General features: G+C 55.6%; 14 protein-coding genes. 7 read left to right on the top strand and 7 right to left on the bottom strand.

The features are described 5' to 3' along the window. Nucleotides 1–221 precede the first annotated feature (221 nt). From IEX10_RS19595 to rpsB, 3 genes are all read right to left on the bottom strand, one after another. On the bottom strand, nucleotides 222–1,847 hold the full coding sequence (locus tag IEX10_RS19595; protein WP_308420720.1) for a thiamine pyrophosphate-binding protein: 1,626 nt from the start codon (nucleotides 1,845–1,847) through the stop codon (nucleotides 222–224). A gap of 250 nt (nucleotides 1,848–2,097) precedes the next feature. Further along, complete coding sequence (tsf, locus tag IEX10_RS19590) at nucleotides 2,098–2,973, bottom strand: translation elongation factor Ts (RefSeq protein ID WP_188678967.1); 876 nt, start codon at nucleotides 2,971–2,973, stop codon at nucleotides 2,098–2,100. A 74-nt stretch (nucleotides 2,974–3,047) separates the two neighbouring features. After that, nucleotides 3,048–3,806, bottom strand: a complete 759-nt coding sequence (rpsB, locus tag IEX10_RS19585; protein ID WP_188678965.1) for a 30S ribosomal protein S2 — start codon at nucleotides 3,804–3,806, stop codon at nucleotides 3,048–3,050. A 327-nt stretch (nucleotides 3,807–4,133) separates the two neighbouring features. Between rpsB and IEX10_RS19580 the strand changes: the two genes are divergently transcribed. The 5 genes from IEX10_RS19580 to IEX10_RS19560 all read left to right on the top strand — a co-directional run bounded on the left by IEX10_RS19580 (nucleotide 4,134) and on the right by IEX10_RS19560 (nucleotide 7,864). Next, nucleotides 4,134–5,027 carry a PfkB family carbohydrate kinase gene (locus IEX10_RS19580; protein ID WP_188678963.1) on the top strand — a complete coding sequence of 298 codons (894 nt, stop codon included), beginning with the start codon at nucleotides 4,134–4,136 and terminating at the stop codon, nucleotides 5,025–5,027. Further along, nucleotides 5,024–5,935 (top strand): pseudouridine-5'-phosphate glycosidase, encoded by a 912-nt coding sequence (locus tag IEX10_RS19575; protein WP_268237057.1) that lies wholly within the window; start codon nucleotides 5,024–5,026, stop codon nucleotides 5,933–5,935. The genes IEX10_RS19580 and IEX10_RS19575 overlap by 4 nt, the downstream gene beginning before the upstream one ends. Next, a complete protein-coding gene (locus tag IEX10_RS19570; RefSeq protein WP_188678961.1) occupies nucleotides 5,935–6,450 on the top strand; it encodes a hypothetical protein in 516 nt (171 codons plus the stop codon). Before IEX10_RS19575 ends, IEX10_RS19570 begins: the two co-directional genes overlap by 1 nt. A gap of 107 nt (nucleotides 6,451–6,557) precedes the next feature. After that, nucleotides 6,558–7,247, top strand: coding sequence for a DUF502 domain-containing protein (locus IEX10_RS19565; protein ID WP_188678959.1), 690 nt, complete (start codon nucleotides 6,558–6,560; stop codon nucleotides 7,245–7,247). Beyond that, nucleotides 7,247–7,864, top strand: a complete 618-nt coding sequence (locus IEX10_RS19560; protein ID WP_188678957.1) for a LysE/ArgO family amino acid transporter — start codon at nucleotides 7,247–7,249, stop codon at nucleotides 7,862–7,864. The genes IEX10_RS19565 and IEX10_RS19560 overlap by 1 nt, the downstream gene beginning before the upstream one ends. A 53-nt stretch (nucleotides 7,865–7,917) precedes the next feature. Here IEX10_RS19560 and rpe read toward each other — a convergent pair whose 3' ends face one another. Next, entirely contained in the window at nucleotides 7,918–8,601 is a 684-nt protein-coding gene (gene rpe / locus IEX10_RS19555; RefSeq protein ID WP_188678955.1) for a ribulose-phosphate 3-epimerase, read from the bottom strand. Between the two features lie 198 nt (nucleotides 8,602–8,799). Between rpe and IEX10_RS19550 the strand changes: the two genes are divergently transcribed. After that, complete coding sequence (locus IEX10_RS19550) at nucleotides 8,800–10,128, top strand: alpha/beta hydrolase family protein (protein ID WP_188678953.1); 1,329 nt, start codon at nucleotides 8,800–8,802, stop codon at nucleotides 10,126–10,128. Between the two features lie 15 nt (nucleotides 10,129–10,143). On the opposite strand, the gene IEX10_RS19545 is transcribed toward IEX10_RS19550, so the two are convergent. Together IEX10_RS19545 and IEX10_RS19540 are read right to left on the bottom strand one after the other, a co-directional pair. Further along, entirely contained in the window at nucleotides 10,144–11,496 is a 1,353-nt protein-coding gene (locus IEX10_RS19545) for a DEAD/DEAH box helicase (RefSeq protein WP_188678951.1), read from the bottom strand. Nucleotides 11,497–11,686: 190 nt separating this feature from the next. After that, nucleotides 11,687–12,568, bottom strand: a complete 882-nt coding sequence (locus tag IEX10_RS19540) for an NAD(P)-dependent oxidoreductase (RefSeq protein WP_268237058.1) — start codon at nucleotides 12,566–12,568, stop codon at nucleotides 11,687–11,689. Nucleotides 12,569–12,680: 112 nt separating this feature from the next. Here IEX10_RS19540 and IEX10_RS19535 point away from each other — a divergent pair, with 112 nt between their 5' ends. After that, nucleotides 12,681–15,140: a penicillin acylase family protein gene (locus IEX10_RS19535; protein ID WP_188678947.1), complete on the top strand. Its 2,460-nt coding sequence runs from the start codon at nucleotides 12,681–12,683 to the stop codon at nucleotides 15,138–15,140. Between the two features lie 376 nt (nucleotides 15,141–15,516). Here the strand turns inward: IEX10_RS19535 and IEX10_RS19530 are convergent, their stop codons facing one another. After that, the gene (locus IEX10_RS19530) at nucleotides 15,517–18,171 is read right to left on the bottom strand and encodes a TRAP transporter large permease (protein ID WP_188678946.1); all 2,655 of its coding nucleotides are present in this window, start codon (nucleotides 18,169–18,171) and stop codon (nucleotides 15,517–15,519) included. Nucleotides 18,172–18,183: the final 12 nt, after the last annotated feature.

Raw genomic sequence — 18,183 nt, 5'->3', positions numbered from 1 at the left:
TTCTGCGTTCATCTATGTTCAATTTGCGGTAGGGTCGTCTCATCACAACCTCCTGATCTGCATCAGAAATTTATCTAGTGATGCAATCCAAAATGGAATGTGCCCTTGTCGCGCGCAATTACCGCATAATGAATATTATGTTAAATAAACTATGTAACTACGGTCAAATGCTACTCTGGCGATGAATTTAACCAGAGTAACGCTTTGTTAAGCCCTTGGGATTATGAAGACAAAATAACATTTGGTGCTATGTCGTCGGGATCGATAATCAATTCTATCAACGCGCCCTTCGATGTTTTCGTTGCGGTTGCGAAAGCGTCTGCGAACTCTTCGGTTTTATTTACGCGCTGGCTCCAGAACCCATAAGCCTTGGCGAGTTGTGTAAAGTCCGGATTTACGATTTCTGTTCCACTGGGCCGTCCTTCGTAGCGGCGTTCCTGGTGCAGTCGGATCGTGCCATAAAGACCGTTATTTAACAGCAGTATGATCGGTTGGAGACCGTATTGAAGCATGGTCCCAAGTTCTTGAGAAGACATCTGAAAATCGCCATCGCCTGCGAAACAGACAACTTGTCGTTTGGGATCTACAGCCTTGGCCGCCAGTGCTGCCGGTAGACCGGCACCCATCGCGCCGGACTGTGGGCCCAGAAGACGTTTTTCGCCGTGATACTGAATATAGCGGCCTGACCAAATAGCAAAGTTGCCTGCGCCATTCGTCAGAATAGCGTCGTCATCCAGAACGTCCCTTAAGTGATCACAAACCTTTGCCATATCTACCGGGCCTTTGGCAGGTTTGGGGGCCAGCGTGGACTGATATTTGGGTTGAATTTGATTTAGATACGCACTGTAATCAGCTGTTATTTTTGAGTTTAATGCGGTAATGAAAGCGTGAGGCGCAGATTGTATTGCAACGTCGGGCTGGTAGATTTTGCCAATCTCGTCCGCCGATATATGGCTGTGAATGATTTTCTGTTTTGCATTTGGAACATCTAGCAGGGTCCAACCGTCTGTCACGGTTTCACCGAACCGGATGTTAACTGCAAGAATTACATCTGCGTTGGTGATCGCCTCGCGGATATGGGGCGCCATGCCAAAGCCGGCATCTCCGATGAAATTCGGTCCGCGATTGTCGATCAGATCCTGACTGCGGAAAACCGAAGCTACAGGAATGGAGGTTTTTTTAGCAAAATCGGCAAGGGCGTCCCTGCCCTGTTGATCCCATCCGCCGCCGCCGACGATCATCAGTGGCGTCTTTGCAGCGTTCAAAACTTTGGCGGCTTCTGCAACTGCGGCCGGATCAGGCGCAGGATGGAACGGCTTTACCGGCTTGCACGGGGCCGCGTCGGTCATATCGGTGAGCATATCTTCGGGCAGCGCCACAACCACGGGACCAGGGCGCCCTGACGTGGCCATCTGGAATGCACGCGCGACAATCTCGGGGATGCGGTCTGCGTTATCCACTTCAGTTGCCCATTTCGCGATTGGGCCAAAAAACGCGCGATAATCGACCTCTTGAAAGGCTTCACGATCGCGCATATCCCGACCGATCTGGCCCACAAACAGGATCATAGGGGTACTGTCCTGCATCGCCGTGTGAACCCCGATGGATGCATTCGTTGCACCCGGTCCCCGCGTCACGAAACAAATGCCGGGTTTATTGGTTAGCTTGCCGTAGGCTTCGGCTGCGAAGGATGCACCGCTTTCGTGGCGTGTTGTAATCAGGCGCATCTGGTTTTGCACATCGTAGAGCGCATCAAGCACTGCCAAGTAGCTTTCGCCAGGCACCCCGAAAGCCGTATCAACGCCTTGTTCCAAAAGACATTTGATCAACAATTCTCCGCCAGTCATCGTCATTTCGCCCTACCCTCTTTTGATGTGCAGCAAAAATTATGCGGAATGTGTGACAGAACTCACTTATTTTACAATCGAAAAATGGGACAGTCATCTTAGCCAAACGCGAAAGCAGTTTGACTCGCAGGTCCGAAGGGTCGTTCTTCCCGGTTCAAAACACTTCGGACCTGCTTTATCCAGCCAATTTAAAACCAAAAAAAAGCCCCGCCAAAAGGCAGGGCTTCGTAAAGCAGTCAATGTAGCGAGTTTAGCCGCCCATTGTTTTTGCAACTTCAGCTGCAAAGTCTTCTTCTTTTTTCTCAATGCCTTCACCGACTTCAAGACGCACAAAGGATACGATTTCCGCACCTGCGTCCTTAGCAGCCTGACCAACAGTCACGTCCGGGTTGATTACGAAAGCTTGATTGTTCAGCGTCACTTCAGAGTAGAACTTCTTCATGCGGCCTTTGATCATGTTTTCAATGATGTTCTCAGGCTTGCCGGATTCACGGGCTTGCTCGGTCAGAACGTTTTTCTCACGCTCGATCACGGCTGGGTCCAGATCCTCTTCGGACAGGGACGCCGGGTTTGTCGCAGCAACGTGCATCGCAACCTGTTTGGCGAAAGATTCATCGCCGCCTTTCAGCGCAACCAGAACACCGATTTTGCCCAGACCGTCAGCAGCAGCGGCGTGGATGTAGGAACCCACAACATCGCCGGATACTTTGGCCATGCGGCGTACGGACATGTTTTCGCCGATTGTCGCAATCGCATCGGTTACAACGTCAGTCACTGTCTTGCCACCCATGTCGGCGGATTTCAGTGCTTCAACATCGTCAACAGAAACAGCAGTCGCAACGATGCCGTTAACCATTTTTTGGAAGTCAGCGTTTTTGCCAACAAAGTCGGTTTCCGCGTTCACTTCAACCGCAACACCAACGCCGCCTTCAACTTTGACCCCAACCAGACCTTCAGCCGCTGTACGACCGGATTTCTTGGCAGCGGTGGCCAGACCTTTGGTGCGCAGCCAGTCCATTGCGGCTTCCATGTCGCCGTCGGTTTCTGTCAGCGCTTTTTTTGCGTCCATCATGCCTGCGCCGGATTTTTCGCGCAGTTCTTTAACGAGTGCAGCTGTGATAGCCATCTTCATCTCTCCTAAATGCAATAAGAGTCGGGGGTGCGTTTACACCCCCGAGGTATCAGTATTGTAAAAGCCGATCAGGCTTCTGCGACAGCTTCTTCAGCAGGCGCTTCTTCAAGGGAACCGATGTCGATACCCGCAGAACCCATAGCTGCTGCCATGCCATCCAGTGCCGCGCGGGCGATCAGGTCGGTATAAAGCGAAATCGCACGGGCCGCATCGTCGTTGCCCGGGATCGGGTAGTCGATGTTTTCAGGCGCAGAGTTGGAGTCCAGAACCGCAATCACAGGGATGCCCAGTTTGTTGGCTTCCTGAACCGCAAGGGATTCTTTGTTGGTGTCGATAACAACGATCAGGTCGGGAACACCGCCCATTTCGCGAACACCGCCCAAAGACGCTTGCAATTTAGCCTGCTCGCGTTCCATGCCAAGACGTTCTTTCTTGGTCAGACCTTCAGCGCCGCTTTCCAGTTTTTCGTCGATGTCTTTCAGGTGCGCGATACGCTTGGAAACTGTTTGCCAGTTTGTCAGCGTGCCACCCAACCAACGGTGGTTCATGTAGTATTGTGCAGAACGTTCGGCAGCTTCGGCAACAGCGTTTGCAGCCTGACGTTTGGTCCCGACGAACAGGATACGGCCGCCTTTGGCAACTGTTTCGCGTGTTACTTGCAGGGCTTGGTCCAGCAGAGGAACAGTTTGTGTCAGGTCAAGAATGTGGATGCCATTGCGCTGACCATAGATGTACTGACCCATGCGTGGGTTCCAGCGGTGTGTCTGGTGGCCGAAGTGTACGCCTGCTTCAAGCAGTTGACGCAATGTGAACTCGGGAAGAGCCATTGGAATTTCCTTTTCCGGTTTAGCCTCAGCGGGAGAAGGAATGGCACCTGCCGTTCCAACCGGTTGGAGCTTTGGGGATGTCTCCCCCAAAACCCGCAGACCCCGCCTGTGGATTTAAGTGAGGTCGCTATAGGGGGCATACATGCCCTTGGCAAGTGGTTTCGGCGGTCATTCCGTGCTGTTTTCACTAAGAACAGCGATTATTCGGGCCGATTGCTTGATTATCATCGCACCTTCGCAATTATACTCCTTAACTTGCGGTAAATTCAATCGGCTCGGGCGCTATTTTCCCTTGCCAGCCCGCGCCCCACAGATCAAAAGAGCGCCATGACACCCCCTGCCCCCATTCTCTGTATCGGTTCCGTTCTCTGGGACATTGTTGGCCGCTCTGATCGTGCGATGAAAGCGGGCCATGATGTGCCCGGTCGGATCATTCGCATTCCCGGTGGCGTTGCCATGAATATCGCTATGGCCCTGCGCGCCCATGATGTGCCTGTGTCGCTGCTGACCGCCTTAGGCGATGATGCGGCGGGACGGGAATTGTTGATGGAATCCACTGCGCGGGGCATGGAAACGGCCTTTGTGCATGTCTCAAAGCAATTCCCGACCGATCAGTACATGGCGATCGAAGGCAGTAACGGGCTGATCGCAGCCATTGCCGATGCCCATTCGCTGGAAGAACAAGCCGACGCCGTGATTGCACCTTTGTCGGACGGACGGCTTGGGACCAAAGATGATCCGTTCGAGGGCCTTGTTGTCTGCGAGGGCAATCTGCCAAGCGTTACGCTTGATTATATCAGCACCGCTGCTGAATTCCGCGCTGCGGACATCCGGCTTGCCCCAGCCTCACCGGGCAAGGCAGAGCGGCTGAAACCCTTTGTCGGCCATCGCCACGCCACAGCATATGTGAACCTGATTGAGGCGAACATCCTTCTGAACACCAAACTCGACAGCGCCGCCGAGGCAGCCAGCCAACTGGCCGCAACCGGACTTTACCGTGCTGTTGTAACGGACGGCCCGAACGCCGCCGCCGTGGCAGATGCGTCCGGCACCCTGTCCCAAACCCCGCCTGCTGTTAAGGTTCTGCGGGTCACGGGTGCGGGGGATGTGTTCATGGCCAGCCATATCGTTGCCGAAAGCCGCGGACTGACGGGTGCTGACGCGCTCGATTTCGCGCTCGACCATACTTCTAAATATATATCCACGGAGACCCCGCTGTGACCCTACCTCTCGTTTATTCCGCCGAAGTCAGCAAAGCTATGGCACAGGGCGCCCCAGTTGTGGCGCTGGAAAGCACGATCATCACCCACGGAATGCCTTATCCGGCCAATCTGGAAACGGCTCAGGAAGTCGAACAGGTGGTGCGGGACAATGGCGCGGTTCCGGCGACCATTGCGATCATTGACCATAAAATCCATATCGGTCTGGAAGCAGACACGCTGGAAAACCTCGCACAAGCCAAAGACGTGATGAAACTGTCCCGCGCCGATCTGGCCGTCGCGGTTGCGAACGGTCGCACAGGTGCCACCACAGTGGCGGCGACCATGATCTGTGCTGAACTGGCTGGTATTGCCGTATTTGCAACCGGCGGCATCGGCGGCGTTCACAAGGGTGCCGAGACCAGTTTTGACATCAGCGCCGATCTGACAGAGCTGTCCCAAACCGCTGTCACCGTGGTGTGTGCGGGTGCCAAGGCGATCCTCGACCTGCCAAAAACGCTCGAAGTGCTGGAAACCAACGGCGTGCCTGTCATCGCCTACCAAAGCGATGACTTCCCTGCCTTCTGGTCCCGCGTCTCCGGCCTCGCAGCGCCGCTTCGCATGAACGCGCCCGATGCCATCGCCAAAGCCCATAAGATGCGCGCAGCCCTTGGCCTTCAAGGCGGTCAACTTGTGGCAAACCCGATCCCCCAAGACGCTGAAATCGACGCGGATTACCTGAACCCGATCATCGCACAGGCCGTGGCCGAGGCGGAAGCCCAGAACATCGGCGCGAAACAGGTCACGCCGTTCCTTTTGGGACGCATTGTGGAACTGACCGAAGGCAAATCCCTCAAATCCAACATTGCGCTTGTGAAAAACAACGCAGTCCTTGGCGCAAAAATTGCCCGCGCCCTGAAAGACGTATAATGACAACCCCGCTAATCACCCGCATCGAAGCCGCGCTGGAGGATGGAAAACTCTCCATCGATCTGCTGCGCAAGGCACAGGCCAGCAAGGACATTTCTGAACGCGCGCTCGCCTATATGGTGATCAGCGAACCACACCTGCGCGAAAGCCTTGGCAATTTCAAACCGCGCAAAGCGGACGTGCAGGCTATTTTCGACTATCTGCTGGACTGTATCAAACTGGATCTTGAATGGGACGAAGACTACGCCAACTCCCGCGAGGATGCGCTCTACGAACTGACTGCTCCGCTTGATCCGTTTTGGTCAAAACACGATGCCGCCATAAGCGAAGATGCGTTCTGGGATCGTATCGAAACCTTTTTGCAAAACGACCTGCCCGAATACTGCGCGGATTTCACACCGGAGTTCCTGCAAGACCAATCCGAAACAGCCCAATTTCAAGCACGCAAGTCCCGCTGGGCCAAGACCCCGAAACTCAAACCCTACATTGACGCACTGGATGCAGACGAAGCCTGATCCCCTCTATCGCTTCAATGTTCCAAAAATACTCATCCAACACAGCGGGATTGCACCCCCGTTGCAGAAGTCCTAGATATTCTTCTGTATTATAGAGCGAACGATCCATGGCCCGAAAACCAAATACTCCCCGGCGCAAACGCCCCGGCCTGTTCGTCAGGGTGCGCGGCAACTTCCTGACGGGACTGGCCATTGTGCTGCCTGTGGCGCTAACCATCTGGATGATCTGGGCTTTTGTCGGTTTTGTAGACAGCCGCGTGCTGCCTTTTGTACCGGAGTCCTATAAACCCTCGAACGAGTGGCGCGGCTATGGCGTCATCGTCTTTCTGGCCTTCACCACCGTGGTCGGCGCCAGTTTCAAGGGGCTGTTCGGACGGCAGCTTCTGAAATACATCGAAAGCCTTGTGGACCGGATGCCGATCGTGCGCACCATTTATAACGGTGTGAAGCAGATCGTGGAAACCATCCTGAACCAGTCAAACGCAAGTTTTGAAAAGGCCTGTCTGGTGGAATACCCCCGCAGAGGCATTTGGGCGATTGCCTTTGTCTCTACGTCTTCAAAGGGTGAAATCCTGTCAAAGACCGGACAAGAGGCGATGATGTCTGTGTTCCTACCCACTACTCCGAACCCCACATCGGGCTTTTTATTGTTCGTCCCGACCGAGGATGTGATCTACCTTGATATGGACGTGGAGGCGGCCGCGAAGCTGGTGATTTCCGCCGGTCTGGTCATGCCACCAAGCAAAGAGGAAATTGCTGCAGGTCGCGCCCAATCCGTTAAGGTAAGACACAGTTAATGCTGTCCGCCGCACTTACCGGATACTTCACGGCTTTCTCCCTGATCCTTGCAATCGGCGCGCAAAATGCTTTTGTGCTGCGTCAGGGATTGCTACGCAGCCATGTCTTTCTGATCTGTCTGTTTTGCGCAGTCTCTGATGCGCTGTTGATTACAGCAGGTGTCGCGGGTTTCGGCGCAATGGTGGAATACTTCCCCCGTATGCCGTTTTTCCTATCCCTCTTTGGCGCAGCGTTTCTGCTGTTCTACGGGGCCACCCGTTTCCTTGCCGCATGGCGCGGCGGTTACGAAATGGAACTGTCTGGCAAAGGTCTGGACCTGTGGCCTGCGCTTGGGGTGGTTTTTGCCTGCACATGGCTGAACCCTCATGTCTATCTGGATACACTCGGCCTGATCGGCGCGGTGAGCACGCAGTTTGAACCAGCTTCACAAAAATGGGCGTTCGGGACCGCAGCCGCCTTTGCCTCTTTCAGTTTCTTTTTCGGTCTGGGTTACGGCGCGAGACTGCTGGCACCAGTCATGCAAACACCCACCACTTGGCGGGTGCTTGATATTGGAATTGGCATTGTGATGTGGCTGATCGCTTTCGGCCTGATCGCAAGCCTCGGATCGTATTGAAAAGACGTGAAAAGCACGTCTTTTCGGACACTTACAGTGCGTAGTTCAACAAATTAAGCGCAGGCTTTACGGATTGCTGCGATATTCTCGCCGTAATGCTGCGGCGTGCCGCCTTTGAACACGGCAGAGCCAGCCACCATGGAATCCACGCCAGCAGCCCGCGCCAGAGGTGCGGTCTCCGGTGTGACGCCGCCGTCGATTTGCAGCCAGATCGGACGCTCGCCAATCATCTTGCGCACCCGCTCCATTTTGGGAAGCTGGCTGTGGAGGAACTTCTGCCCGCCAAAACCGGGGTTCACCGTCATCACCAGAACCATGTCGATCTTGTCGAGACAGTATTCAATCACGCTCTCAGGGGTGGACGGGTTCAACGCCACACCTGCCTTACAGCCAAGCGAGCGGATGTATTGCAGAGAGCGATCCAGATGGGGTCCGGCCTCTGCATGGATGGTGATAATATCTGCACCCGCCTTGGCGAAGGCCTCAAGATACGGATCAGCAGGTGAAATCATAAGATGGCAATCCATCACAGTCTTACAATGGGGCCGCAGTGCCGCCACCACATCGGGGCCGATGGTAATGTTGGGTACGAAATGCCCGTCCATTACATCAATGTGCACCCAGTCACAGCCCTGTTCCTCAATCGCGCGGACTTCTTCTCCCAAACGGGCAAAATCGGCTGAAAGGATGGAGGGCGCAATTTTCAGGTCACGGGCAGGGTCAAATTCCACAGGCATGGCAGCAGTCCTTCGGTTAAGCAGCTTGTGCCCTGATACGCAGATTTTTCCAGCGGTGAAAGACCCGACGCAAGGTTTTTATACAAACTTCTGGACGACAAGGCATCCCCGCCCCAAGCTTATCCGGTGTGTAATAAGACGTGTAACAAACAGTTCACAGACCGCGCGTATAAAGCGGACACATCTAGGGAGAAGAGAATGAAGATGAATAAGACAAGCCTCGGCGTGGTTCTTGCCACTGCTGCGGTCCTGACAGGAGCCCCCTTAATGGCGGAAAACCGGATTGACACCCAAAGGCCGGACGCGCCATCACTGGCCGCATATGGCAGCCACAAAGTCGGCGTGCGTCAGCTTGAAATGACCAACCCAGACCAGATCAACATTCTGGCGATTGATCCGGCAGCGGACAAACCGGGGGAAATGCCCCGCTATGATCGGGATTTGACAGTTGAAGTCTGGTACCCTGCAGCGGATGATGCCACCGGAGATACTGTGCTACAGGCCGAGATCCGCGATGGTAAAACAGTCGTGGACCTACACGGTCAAGCCATGCGCGATGCCGCGCCCAAAGACGGGAAATACCCGTTCGTTCTGATCAGCCACGGGTATCCCGGAAACCGGTTCCTGATGTCCCATCTGGCTGAAAACATTGCCTCCAAAGGCTATGTGGTGGCGTCGATTGATCACACCGACAGTATTTATTCCGATAAGGCCGCATTCGGGTCCACGCTGGTGAACCGTTCAATTGATCAGAAGTTTGTTCTCAACCAGATCGCCGCTCTGTCCGAAGGGGGCGAAGGGTTCCTTTCCGGTTTGGCAGATACGGATAACAGTGCGCTGATCGGCTATTCCATGGGCGGTTATGGCGCGGTGATTTCAGCTGGTGGCGGTGTCACGCAGGCGGCAGTGGATTACGCTTGGGGCGGTCCGCACGGAACGCTTGGCGTGCATTTGTCAGGGTCTGAAACCCACAATGCCCTGCCCGATGCGCGTTTCAAGACCGCCGTGGCTTTCGCGCCTTGGGGGCTGACCTACGGCTTCTGGGATGCAGAAACCTTGAAGGGCGTGCAAATCCCGATGCTGTTTATTGCCGGTTCGGTGGATGATGTGTCCGGCTATGATCCCGGCGTTCGTTCTATCTGGCAAGGGGCCGTGAATGTGGATCGCGCGCTTTTGACGTTTGAAAATGCCAACCACAACGCCGCCGCACCTTATCCAGCGCCTCAGGAAGGGCGCGAAGTGGACGCGGATCTCGGCTTTGCGGCGTTTGATCACTATGCTGATCCGGTTTGGGATACAGCACGGATGAACAACATCGCGCAGCATTTTGTGACAGCATGGCTTGGCAAATATCTCGGGAATGACGGCGATATGGAACCGTTCCTGTCGCTGGAGCCAAACGCCAAAGATGGCGTCTGGTCCGCGAATGAGGATGGCAGCTTCAAGGAAGACCACACGTATTGGACAGGTTTCCCCAATCGCACAGCCGCAGGGCTGCGCTATGAGGAGCTGCCAAAGGCCGAGTAACTCCCGGCCTTTTGTTTAGGACGCTGCTTGCGCCCCGGATGCTTTGCTGCGTCTGGGGCGTTTGCCTTTGGGTGCAGCGTTGCCGTCAGCATTTGCGCTGCGACGCTTGTGCCACGGGCGCTTGTTAGGGTTGCCCCCCTCGCCCGCATCACCGGATTTCGCAGGCCCGCGGCCACGACCACCACCGTTTCCACGACGTGCGCCACCCGCAGGTTTGCCCCGTGGTGCATCCATAGCCGGCGCTGGCGATCCGTCTGCCATGCTGGCAGGAATGGATTTCTTGATGATCTTTTCAATCCCGCGCAGAAGCTTTTGCTCCTCGGGCGAACAGAATGTCACCGCAAAACCGGAGGCACCGGCCCGCGCTGTCCGACCGATCCGGTGGACGTAAGCTTCGGGAACTTGCGGCAGATCATAGTTCACCACCAGTTCTACATCCCGAATATCAATCCCGCGTGCAGCGATGTCAGTGGCGATCAGAACCGGCTTGTCCCCCTTGCGGAAGGCATCAAGCGCGCGCTGGCGCTGGCCTTGGGATTTGTTGCCGTGGATCGCATCCGCGCCAATGCCTTCAGCGCCAAGCTTCTTGGCCACTTTATCCGCACCGCGTTTGGTCCGTGTAAAGACGATCACCCGTTTGCCCGGATGTTTCTGGATCAACTTGAAAATTGCTGTCGGCTTGGCAGAGGCATCCATATGCACAACAGATTGTTCAATCCGTTCCGCGGTGGAAGACACAGGCGTGACCGACACTTCGACCGGATCAGACAGGTGATCGTCCGCCAGCGCTGCGATTTCTTTGGGCATGGTTGCCGAAAACAGCAGGGTTTGACGGGACTTCGGTGTCTGGGACAAAATCCGGCGGATCGCAGGCATGAACCCGATGTCGAGCATCTGGTCCGCCTCATCAAGAACAACAGTCTCGATATGCTTCAAGGTCACGGATTTCTGCGAAATCAGGTCTTCCAAACGGCCCGGTGTGGCGACTAGAATATCAATCCCCTGCGCCAGCTGACGTTGTTGCTTACGGATCGGCACACCACCGATCACAAAGGCGCTGCGCAGGCCAAGACCCTTGGAATAGGTCCAGATCGCATCGTTGATCTGTGTCGCCAGTTCCCGCGTCGGTGCAAGGATCAATGCGCGCAGTTTGCGCGGCTCGGAAGGTTTGGTGGCAGACAGACGGTGCAAAACCGGCAGCGAAAACGCAGCAGTTTTACCGGTGCCGGTCTGGGCCAGACCGATAAGGTCCTTGCCGTCCATAACAGCCGGAATGGCCTGTGCCTGAATTGGGGTTGGGGTGGAATAGTTGCTGTTAGACAACGTCTTAAGGATCGGCGTTGACAAGCCGAGGTCGGTGAAATTCACGCAATTCTCTTTTCATATGATGCGCTGGGGCGATCAAATGAAAGTCCGGCGCGGTTGCGGGCTTATGTGCCCATTCGCGCCCTTATGCACAGAAACCACGGCAAAGGTCAAACGCTATCGCTGCGTCGCAGCAATAGCGGCTCTTTTTGGCCGAACTATCCCGGGGTCCGGGGCAGCGCCCCGAAGGATCCTATTTCAACCGGCGCATCAGACTGGAGGTGTCCCAACGCCCGCCGCCCATCTTTTGCACATCGTGATAAAACTGATCCACAAGGGCCGTGACAGGCAGGCTCGCGTCATTTGCGTTGGCTTCTTCCAGAACAATCCCGAGGTCCTTGCGCATCCAGTCCACGGCAAAGCCGAACTCGAACTCGTCTTTCAACATGGTGCTGCCACGGTTTTCCATCTGCCAGCTTCCTGCTGCCCCTTTGGAAATCACATCAAGCACGGCATCACCGTCAAGACCGGCCTTCTGCGCAAAGTGCATCCCCTCGCTCAGTCCTTGCACAAGCCCAGCGATACAGATCTGGTTTACCATTTTTGTCAGTTGCCCTGCCCCCTGCTCACCCATCAGGCGACAGGATTTGGCAAAACAGCCGATGTGATCTTCAACACGGGCATAAGTCTCGCTGTCTCCACCACACATCACGGTTAGTGCGCCATTCTCGGCACCGGCCTGTCCGCCGGAAACGGGTGCATCAATGAAACCGATGCTTTTGTCGTTTGCCAGTTCGGCCAGTTCCCGTGCAACTATGGCAGATGTGGTTGTGTGATCCACAAACACAGTTCCCGCATCCATCCCTGCAAGTGCTCCATCTTCGCCCAACACAACAGAACGTAAATCGTCGTCGTTGCCGACGCAGGCAAAAACCACCTCGGCCCCGTCTGCAGCCGCGCGCGGGGTGTCGGCGCAATGGCCACCGTGTTCTTTGGCCCAAGCCTCGGCTTTGGCGGCAGTGCGGTTATACACGGTCACCTCATGACCTTTGGCCGCCAGATGTCCTGCCATCGGGTATCCCATTACACCCATTCCCAGAAACGCCAGTTTTGCCATAGTCCATTCTCCCGAAATTTGCGTCGCCACAGAGCAACGAAGCTGTTGAATTCCGCCTGTTCAAGGGCGGCTTATATTGTCACTTCGGGTTTGGACTGTTACGTCCAACGGGTCAAGATACGAGGATTATATGGCTGTTGCATTTCGCTGGTTGCTGCGGGGATTTCTGGGGCTTGCCCTGATCATAGCCCTTGTTCTTTCACTCATTTACTATTTTGCGACCCGCTCTCTGCCTGACTATGATGCGAGCTTTCGTCTCCGCGGCCTTCAGGGGCCGGTGGAAATTGTTCGGGATACCAATAACGTCCCCCACATCTTTGCCGACCAATCCGAGGACGTATATTTCGGGCTTGGATTTGCCCATGCGCAGGACCGTCTGTGGCAGATGACCATGTTGCGACGCACGGCACAGGGGCGGTTGAGCGAACTTTTTGGTGCCGAAACTGCCGAGATTGACGACTTCGTCCGCCGGCTTGATCTCGCAGAGTTGTCCCGCGCGTCTTTTGCTTATCAAACCGAAGAAGTTAAGGCGGCGTTGCAGGCCTATTCTGCAGGTGTAAATGCTTGGCTTGGCGTGGTGCAGAAGGATGCTCTTGGCCGCGGTGCACCAGAATTCTTTTTGTTTTCACCGGAAATCGAACCTTGGACGCCAGCGGATAGCCTGTCCATCCTGCGTGTTATGGCGCTGCAGCTTTCGGGCCATTTGCGCAATGAAATTGTCCGCGCGCAGGTTACGCTGGCGGTGGGGAAGAACAGGGTGCGCGATATTCTTCCCGATGCTCCTGGACAAGGTCGCGTTGCGTTACCGGAATATGCCGATCTGTTTGAAACACCCCCGACGCAGTTTGCAGCCCTTGCGCCCCATCATCCGCTTGACCCTGTTGCGCCGTTTGATATGGCTGGTGCCAGTAATGCCTGGGCGGCTGCCAGCAGCCGCTCTGCCACCGGGGAACCGATCCTCGCTAATGATCCCCATCTTGGGCTGTCGGCACCGTCAATCTGGATGCTGGCGCGTATGGATTTTCCTGACGGCGGGGTGATTGGCGGAACTATTCCGGGAATGCCATTGATCCTGTCGGGGCGCTCGGCTGCGCTTGGTTGGGGGCTGACCACAAGTACGCTGGATGATCTCGATGTCTACGTGGAAAAACTGAACCCCGAAAATCCCGACGAATATCTGACGCCCGATGGCTATAAACCTTTCCGCACACAACAGGTTCTGATGCGGATCAAGGATCAGCCTCCGCGCACGGTTGAGATGCGCTGGACGGAAAACGGGCCGGTGATCCCACCCAACCATTACGACCTCGGGACGATCACACCGCCTGGACATGTGACCTCGATCCGCTGGGCCGCGCTGGAAGCTAACGACCAGTCCATGACTGCCGCGGTCAATCTGATGCGAGCGAAATCCATTCCCGCAGCACGAGCGGCCCTGTCCTTTTTCAAATCCCCAAGCCAGAACGTGACCCTTGCAGATCGCAATGGTGTGATGTTGCAGATGGTTGGCAAACAGCCTGCCCGCGATCCAGAGCACCGCAGTCAGGGACGCTATCCTTCGCAGGGCTGGCTGCCGGAAAACCGCTGGAACAGCTATCTGCCGTTCGAGGATAATCCAAGCGTGCGCGATCCGGCCAGTGGCATCGTTGCAAACACCAATAACAAAATCACGGACGAACCCTTCCCCAACCATGTGTCGTACCGTTGGGGGGATACCTACCGTTTCCTGCGTCTGTCTTCGTTGATGAACGATCGAGAGGTTCACACGCGCGACAGTTTTATCGAAGCACAGTTGGACACGGGATCTTTTGCGGCGGTGTCGCTTTTGCCGCTGGTTGCACGGGAGCTGTGGTTCACCGGAGAGGCCGCGCCTGCCGGAACACCTGAGCGACAGCGACAGATTGCGTTAGAGATGCTGGCTGCGTGGAACGGTCAGATGGATGAACATATTCCCGAACCGCTGATCTATGCCGCTTGGATGCGCCAGTTGCAAAATCGGCTGATCCGGGATGAACTGGCCAACCTTGCTGATCACTTCCCCCGCCCCGATCCGGTGTTTTTAGAACGGGTCTACCGCAATGTGGAAAATGCAGGCGTGTGGTGCGATATCAGGCAATCTACAAAAGAAGAAACCTGCGCGGACGTCGCCCGCCTGTCGCTTGATGCTGCAATTTTAGAATTGACCGAGAAATACGGCTCCCATATTGACAGCTGGCGCTGGGGTCAGGCCCATCAGGCGCAGCATGACCATCAGGTTTTGAGCGAGGTTCCAATTCTGTCGTGGTTTGCAAACATCCGTCAGGAAACTTCGGGAGGCGACCAGACATTGATGCGGGCACGCACCAGTGGCACAGGTGCCGAACCTTATGCGAATGTGCATGCGGCGGGCTTTCGATCGGTGATCGATTTTTCCGATCCGGACAGTTCGGTTTATGTGATTTCGACCGGCCAGTCCGGGCATTTCCTGTCGCGTCATTATGATGATCTGGCCGGGTTGTGGCGGCGGGGGGAATATATCCTGATGTCGCTCGATCCTGATCTGGCGCGGGGCGGTGCTGTGGGGATCAACCATCTGTTGCCAACTGAGTAACGGTTTCACTTTTGGATTTGCGAGAAGTTCACCGCGTGGCATCAGCTTGCGCGCGGGATTGGGCTGCGCGATGGATCGCCTTCCGAGTCGCGTATCATGCTGCGATCACCCTGCAATATCGACGCTTCTTATATGAAGCTTCATTTATGAAGCGTGTTATATGAAGCTTCTTGTATGACGCTTCATATTTGCAGGGTCATAAACGAAAAAACACAGCAACGTCAGAAAGTTACATTTGTTACTGGCTCTTCATCCGGTCAGGAAACGACAACAAGCCCCCCCTTTTCCAACCAAACCACAAAAAAATCCCCATCGAACCTTTCGATCCAATGGGGATAATCTGTTTGAAAGCTGGGCGAACAACTCGCCCAGCCCGCTAGAAGTTCAGGGAAATATCCCGATGCTCTGCCGAACAAGACGCAAGAAAGAGCGCCTGCTCACGGTTCAGTTTGGGCTGCACGCGGGTTCCCAGCGTGCCACGGATGGCATCAAGGTAGCTTGCCAGACCGACCCGCAGTTCCGTTTCAGCGGCCGCGCGCCAGACCTTGCCTTCTTCATAGGCGGCCAATGCATCGGCGTATTCCTCAAGTGCGGCATCTACATCCGGTGTACGTGACTTTAGCTTGCGCCGCGCCTTGCTCAGCGCCGAGCGAACTTCGTCCGTTGCCCCGATCTCGGAAAACTTGCGGGACAGGTCGTTCACCATGCCTTCTGTCTCCTCGGGTTCACCGGTTGCGATGATTCCCGCAAGATCGCGCAACTCTTGTTCAAGTGCCAGATAGGCCGCCGTCCCGTCCATCGCGTCAAGTGTTTCTGCGGCCGTTGTATAAGAGGCGTCCGCTTTGCGGCGATAATTGTTGCGTGCATCGGTTTCCGCCTTTGTCAGCTTGGCAAAGGTGGTGTGGGTTTCTTCCCACTCTGCCGGTACTTGGGCTTGCAACTCGGCGATATTCGCCTCGGCCTCAGCGATTTCCGCCTCCAGTTCAGCCCGCCGCGCAGTGTCGTCTCCTTGCAAGCGACCCAAAAGTTTGCGCGCTTCTTGAAGAATCTCGTCCTCGTGGCGGATTTTCTTTTCGATGCTCCGGACCACACGCAGTCTTGGGCGGTATTCTACACCGGCAACTTGAACCGCCTCTTCAGCGATGAATGCAGCCTGTAGGGAGTCCAAAGCTTCCTGCGCGCCAGCAATATCGGTTTCAAGCGTCTTGGCCATCTTGTTTGGCAGGATAGAGAAGTTCAGCCCTTGTGCGGTTTGCACGGCCTGTGCCACCGCTCCGTTGCTTTCGGCGATCACACCACCCACGTATTCTTCCATGCAATATTGCAGCTTTGGATTGCGCGGTGGCGGAGAGGTCTCGGACAAATAGCTCACCCGGTTGGGCAGATAGTTCACCAGCGGCGGGTAGAAGCCGACAATAAACAGTGCGAACAGTTGAAGGGAGATGAACGCAATCACGCCCTTATACATCTGAACGGTCTTAACAGCCGCCGGTGCAACCCCGCGCAGATAGAACAGTGCAAAGCCGAAGGGCGGTGTCAGGAACGATGTTTGGATGTTCAGACCGATCATCACGCCAAGCCATACAGCCGTGATATTCGCTTCGGGATCGGCAAGCAGGATTGGTGCAACAATCGGCACAACCACAACCGCGATCTCGATAAAGTCGAGGAAGAACCCGAGCACGAAGATCACGCCCATCACGATAATGAACTGCGTCCAGAAGCCTCCCGGAAGAGAGTTCAGGAACTCACGCACCAATTCCTCACCGCCAAAAGCGCGGAAGGCGGCGGTCAGCATGGCAGCACCAAGCAGAATGATGAAGACCAATGACGTGGTTTTTGCCGTTTCCAGCATCACCCCGTGCAGCGTGTTATCAATCCGCAACGTGCGCCAGCCGGACCAAATCAGGGAGACCAGCAAAGCCGCTGAAGCCGCCAGACCGATCATCACACCCAGCCGGTCGTTGTCGGTTTGCATCCCTTTGATGTTCATCTCAAAGTTCGACAAGCAATAGGCAATCACACCAAGGGACACCATTGCGATAATCGCAGGCACGTAGGTGGTCTTGCGCCCCGCTGCCAGACGATACCCCGCCATGATCATCGCCCCTGCCGCGCCAATGGCACCGGCTTGGTTCACCGTGGCGATACCGGCGATGATGGACCCCAGAACCAGAAAGATCAGGGCAAGCGGCGGAATCAGTGTCAGCGCTACATTAGCCCAGAAAGCGGCGTTGAACTTGCCCGCATATTTCACCGCAGGGGCCGAAGCCGGACGGATGATCGCGTAGACAAGGATGTAGAGCATATAAAGCGCCACAAGAACCAAGCCCGGGATAAACGCGCCAAGGAACATCTCGCCCGCAGAGGTCGATGCCACATCGAACACAGACGGCATAGACAGTTCGCCAGTGGCTTCCTTATAAAGCGCTTTACGCGCTGTGGATGCCTGATCTGTCGCACTGGCCAATTGGTCGGCCAGAATGATCAGCACGATGGAAGGCGGAATGATTTGCCCAAGCGTGCCAGAGGCCGCAATCGTACCTGTTGCCAGTGATGGCGAATAATTGTTGCGCAGCATGGCTGGCAGGGAAATCAGCCCCATCGCCACCACAGTCGCGCCCACAATACCGGTCGTCGCCGCCAGCAAGGCCCCCACAAACACAACCGAAATACCCAGACCACCTGGCACAGGGCCAAACAGTTGCGCCATTGTGACCAGCAGGTCTTCGGCGATTTTGGAGCGTTGCAGCATGATGCCCATGAAGATGAACAAGGGAATCGCAATCAGCGTATCCCTCTCGACCTCCCAATAGACACCGCGCAGGTTCGTCACCCCCGCAGACAGCCACTGTTGCGGCCCGCCAGAGTGGAAATAGGCATCGGTACTGCCGTCAAACAGATAACCGGCACCGGCCGCAAGGCCGATGGTGATGATGGCTGCACCAGGCAACGCGAAGGCCACCGGATAACCGGAGCCAAGGGCAGTGGCCATAATAAGGACCAGTATGGCGAGAAAGAGAATTTCCATGATATTCGGTCC

This window comes from Neptunicoccus cionae, from assembly GCF_014643735.1.
GTDB lineage: Bacteria > Pseudomonadota > Alphaproteobacteria > Rhodobacterales > Rhodobacteraceae > Amylibacter > Amylibacter cionae.
The sequence above is the reverse complement of the archived record's forward strand: the minus strand, read 5'-3'. Positions and strand labels throughout refer to the sequence as shown.

Excerpts from the sequence above, each read along its gene's own strand:
- IEX10_RS19595 (WP_308420720.1), bottom strand. The coding sequence starts at position 1,847 with ATGACTGGCGGAGAATTGTTGATCAAATGTCTTTTGGAACAAGGCGTT.
- tsf (WP_188678967.1), bottom strand. The coding sequence starts at position 2,973 with ATGGCTATCACAGCTGCACTCGTTAAAGAACTGCGCGAAAAATCCGGC.
- rpsB (WP_188678965.1), bottom strand. The coding sequence starts at position 3,806 with ATGGCTCTTCCCGAGTTCACATTGCGTCAACTGCTTGAAGCAGGCGTA.
- IEX10_RS19580 (WP_188678963.1), top strand. The coding sequence starts at position 4,134 with ATGACACCCCCTGCCCCCATTCTCTGTATCGGTTCCGTTCTCTGGGAC.
- IEX10_RS19570 (WP_188678961.1), top strand. The coding sequence starts at position 5,935 with ATGACAACCCCGCTAATCACCCGCATCGAAGCCGCGCTGGAGGATGGA.
- IEX10_RS19565 (WP_188678959.1), top strand. The coding sequence starts at position 6,558 with ATGGCCCGAAAACCAAATACTCCCCGGCGCAAACGCCCCGGCCTGTTC.
- IEX10_RS19560 (WP_188678957.1), top strand. The coding sequence starts at position 7,247 with ATGCTGTCCGCCGCACTTACCGGATACTTCACGGCTTTCTCCCTGATC.
- rpe (WP_188678955.1), bottom strand. The coding sequence starts at position 8,601 with ATGCCTGTGGAATTTGACCCTGCCCGTGACCTGAAAATTGCGCCCTCC.
- IEX10_RS19550 (WP_188678953.1), top strand. The coding sequence starts at position 8,800 with ATGAAGATGAATAAGACAAGCCTCGGCGTGGTTCTTGCCACTGCTGCG.
- IEX10_RS19535 (WP_188678947.1), top strand. The coding sequence starts at position 12,681 with ATGGCTGTTGCATTTCGCTGGTTGCTGCGGGGATTTCTGGGGCTTGCC.
- IEX10_RS19530 (WP_188678946.1), bottom strand. The coding sequence starts at position 18,171 with ATGGAAATTCTCTTTCTCGCCATACTGGTCCTTATTATGGCCACTGCC.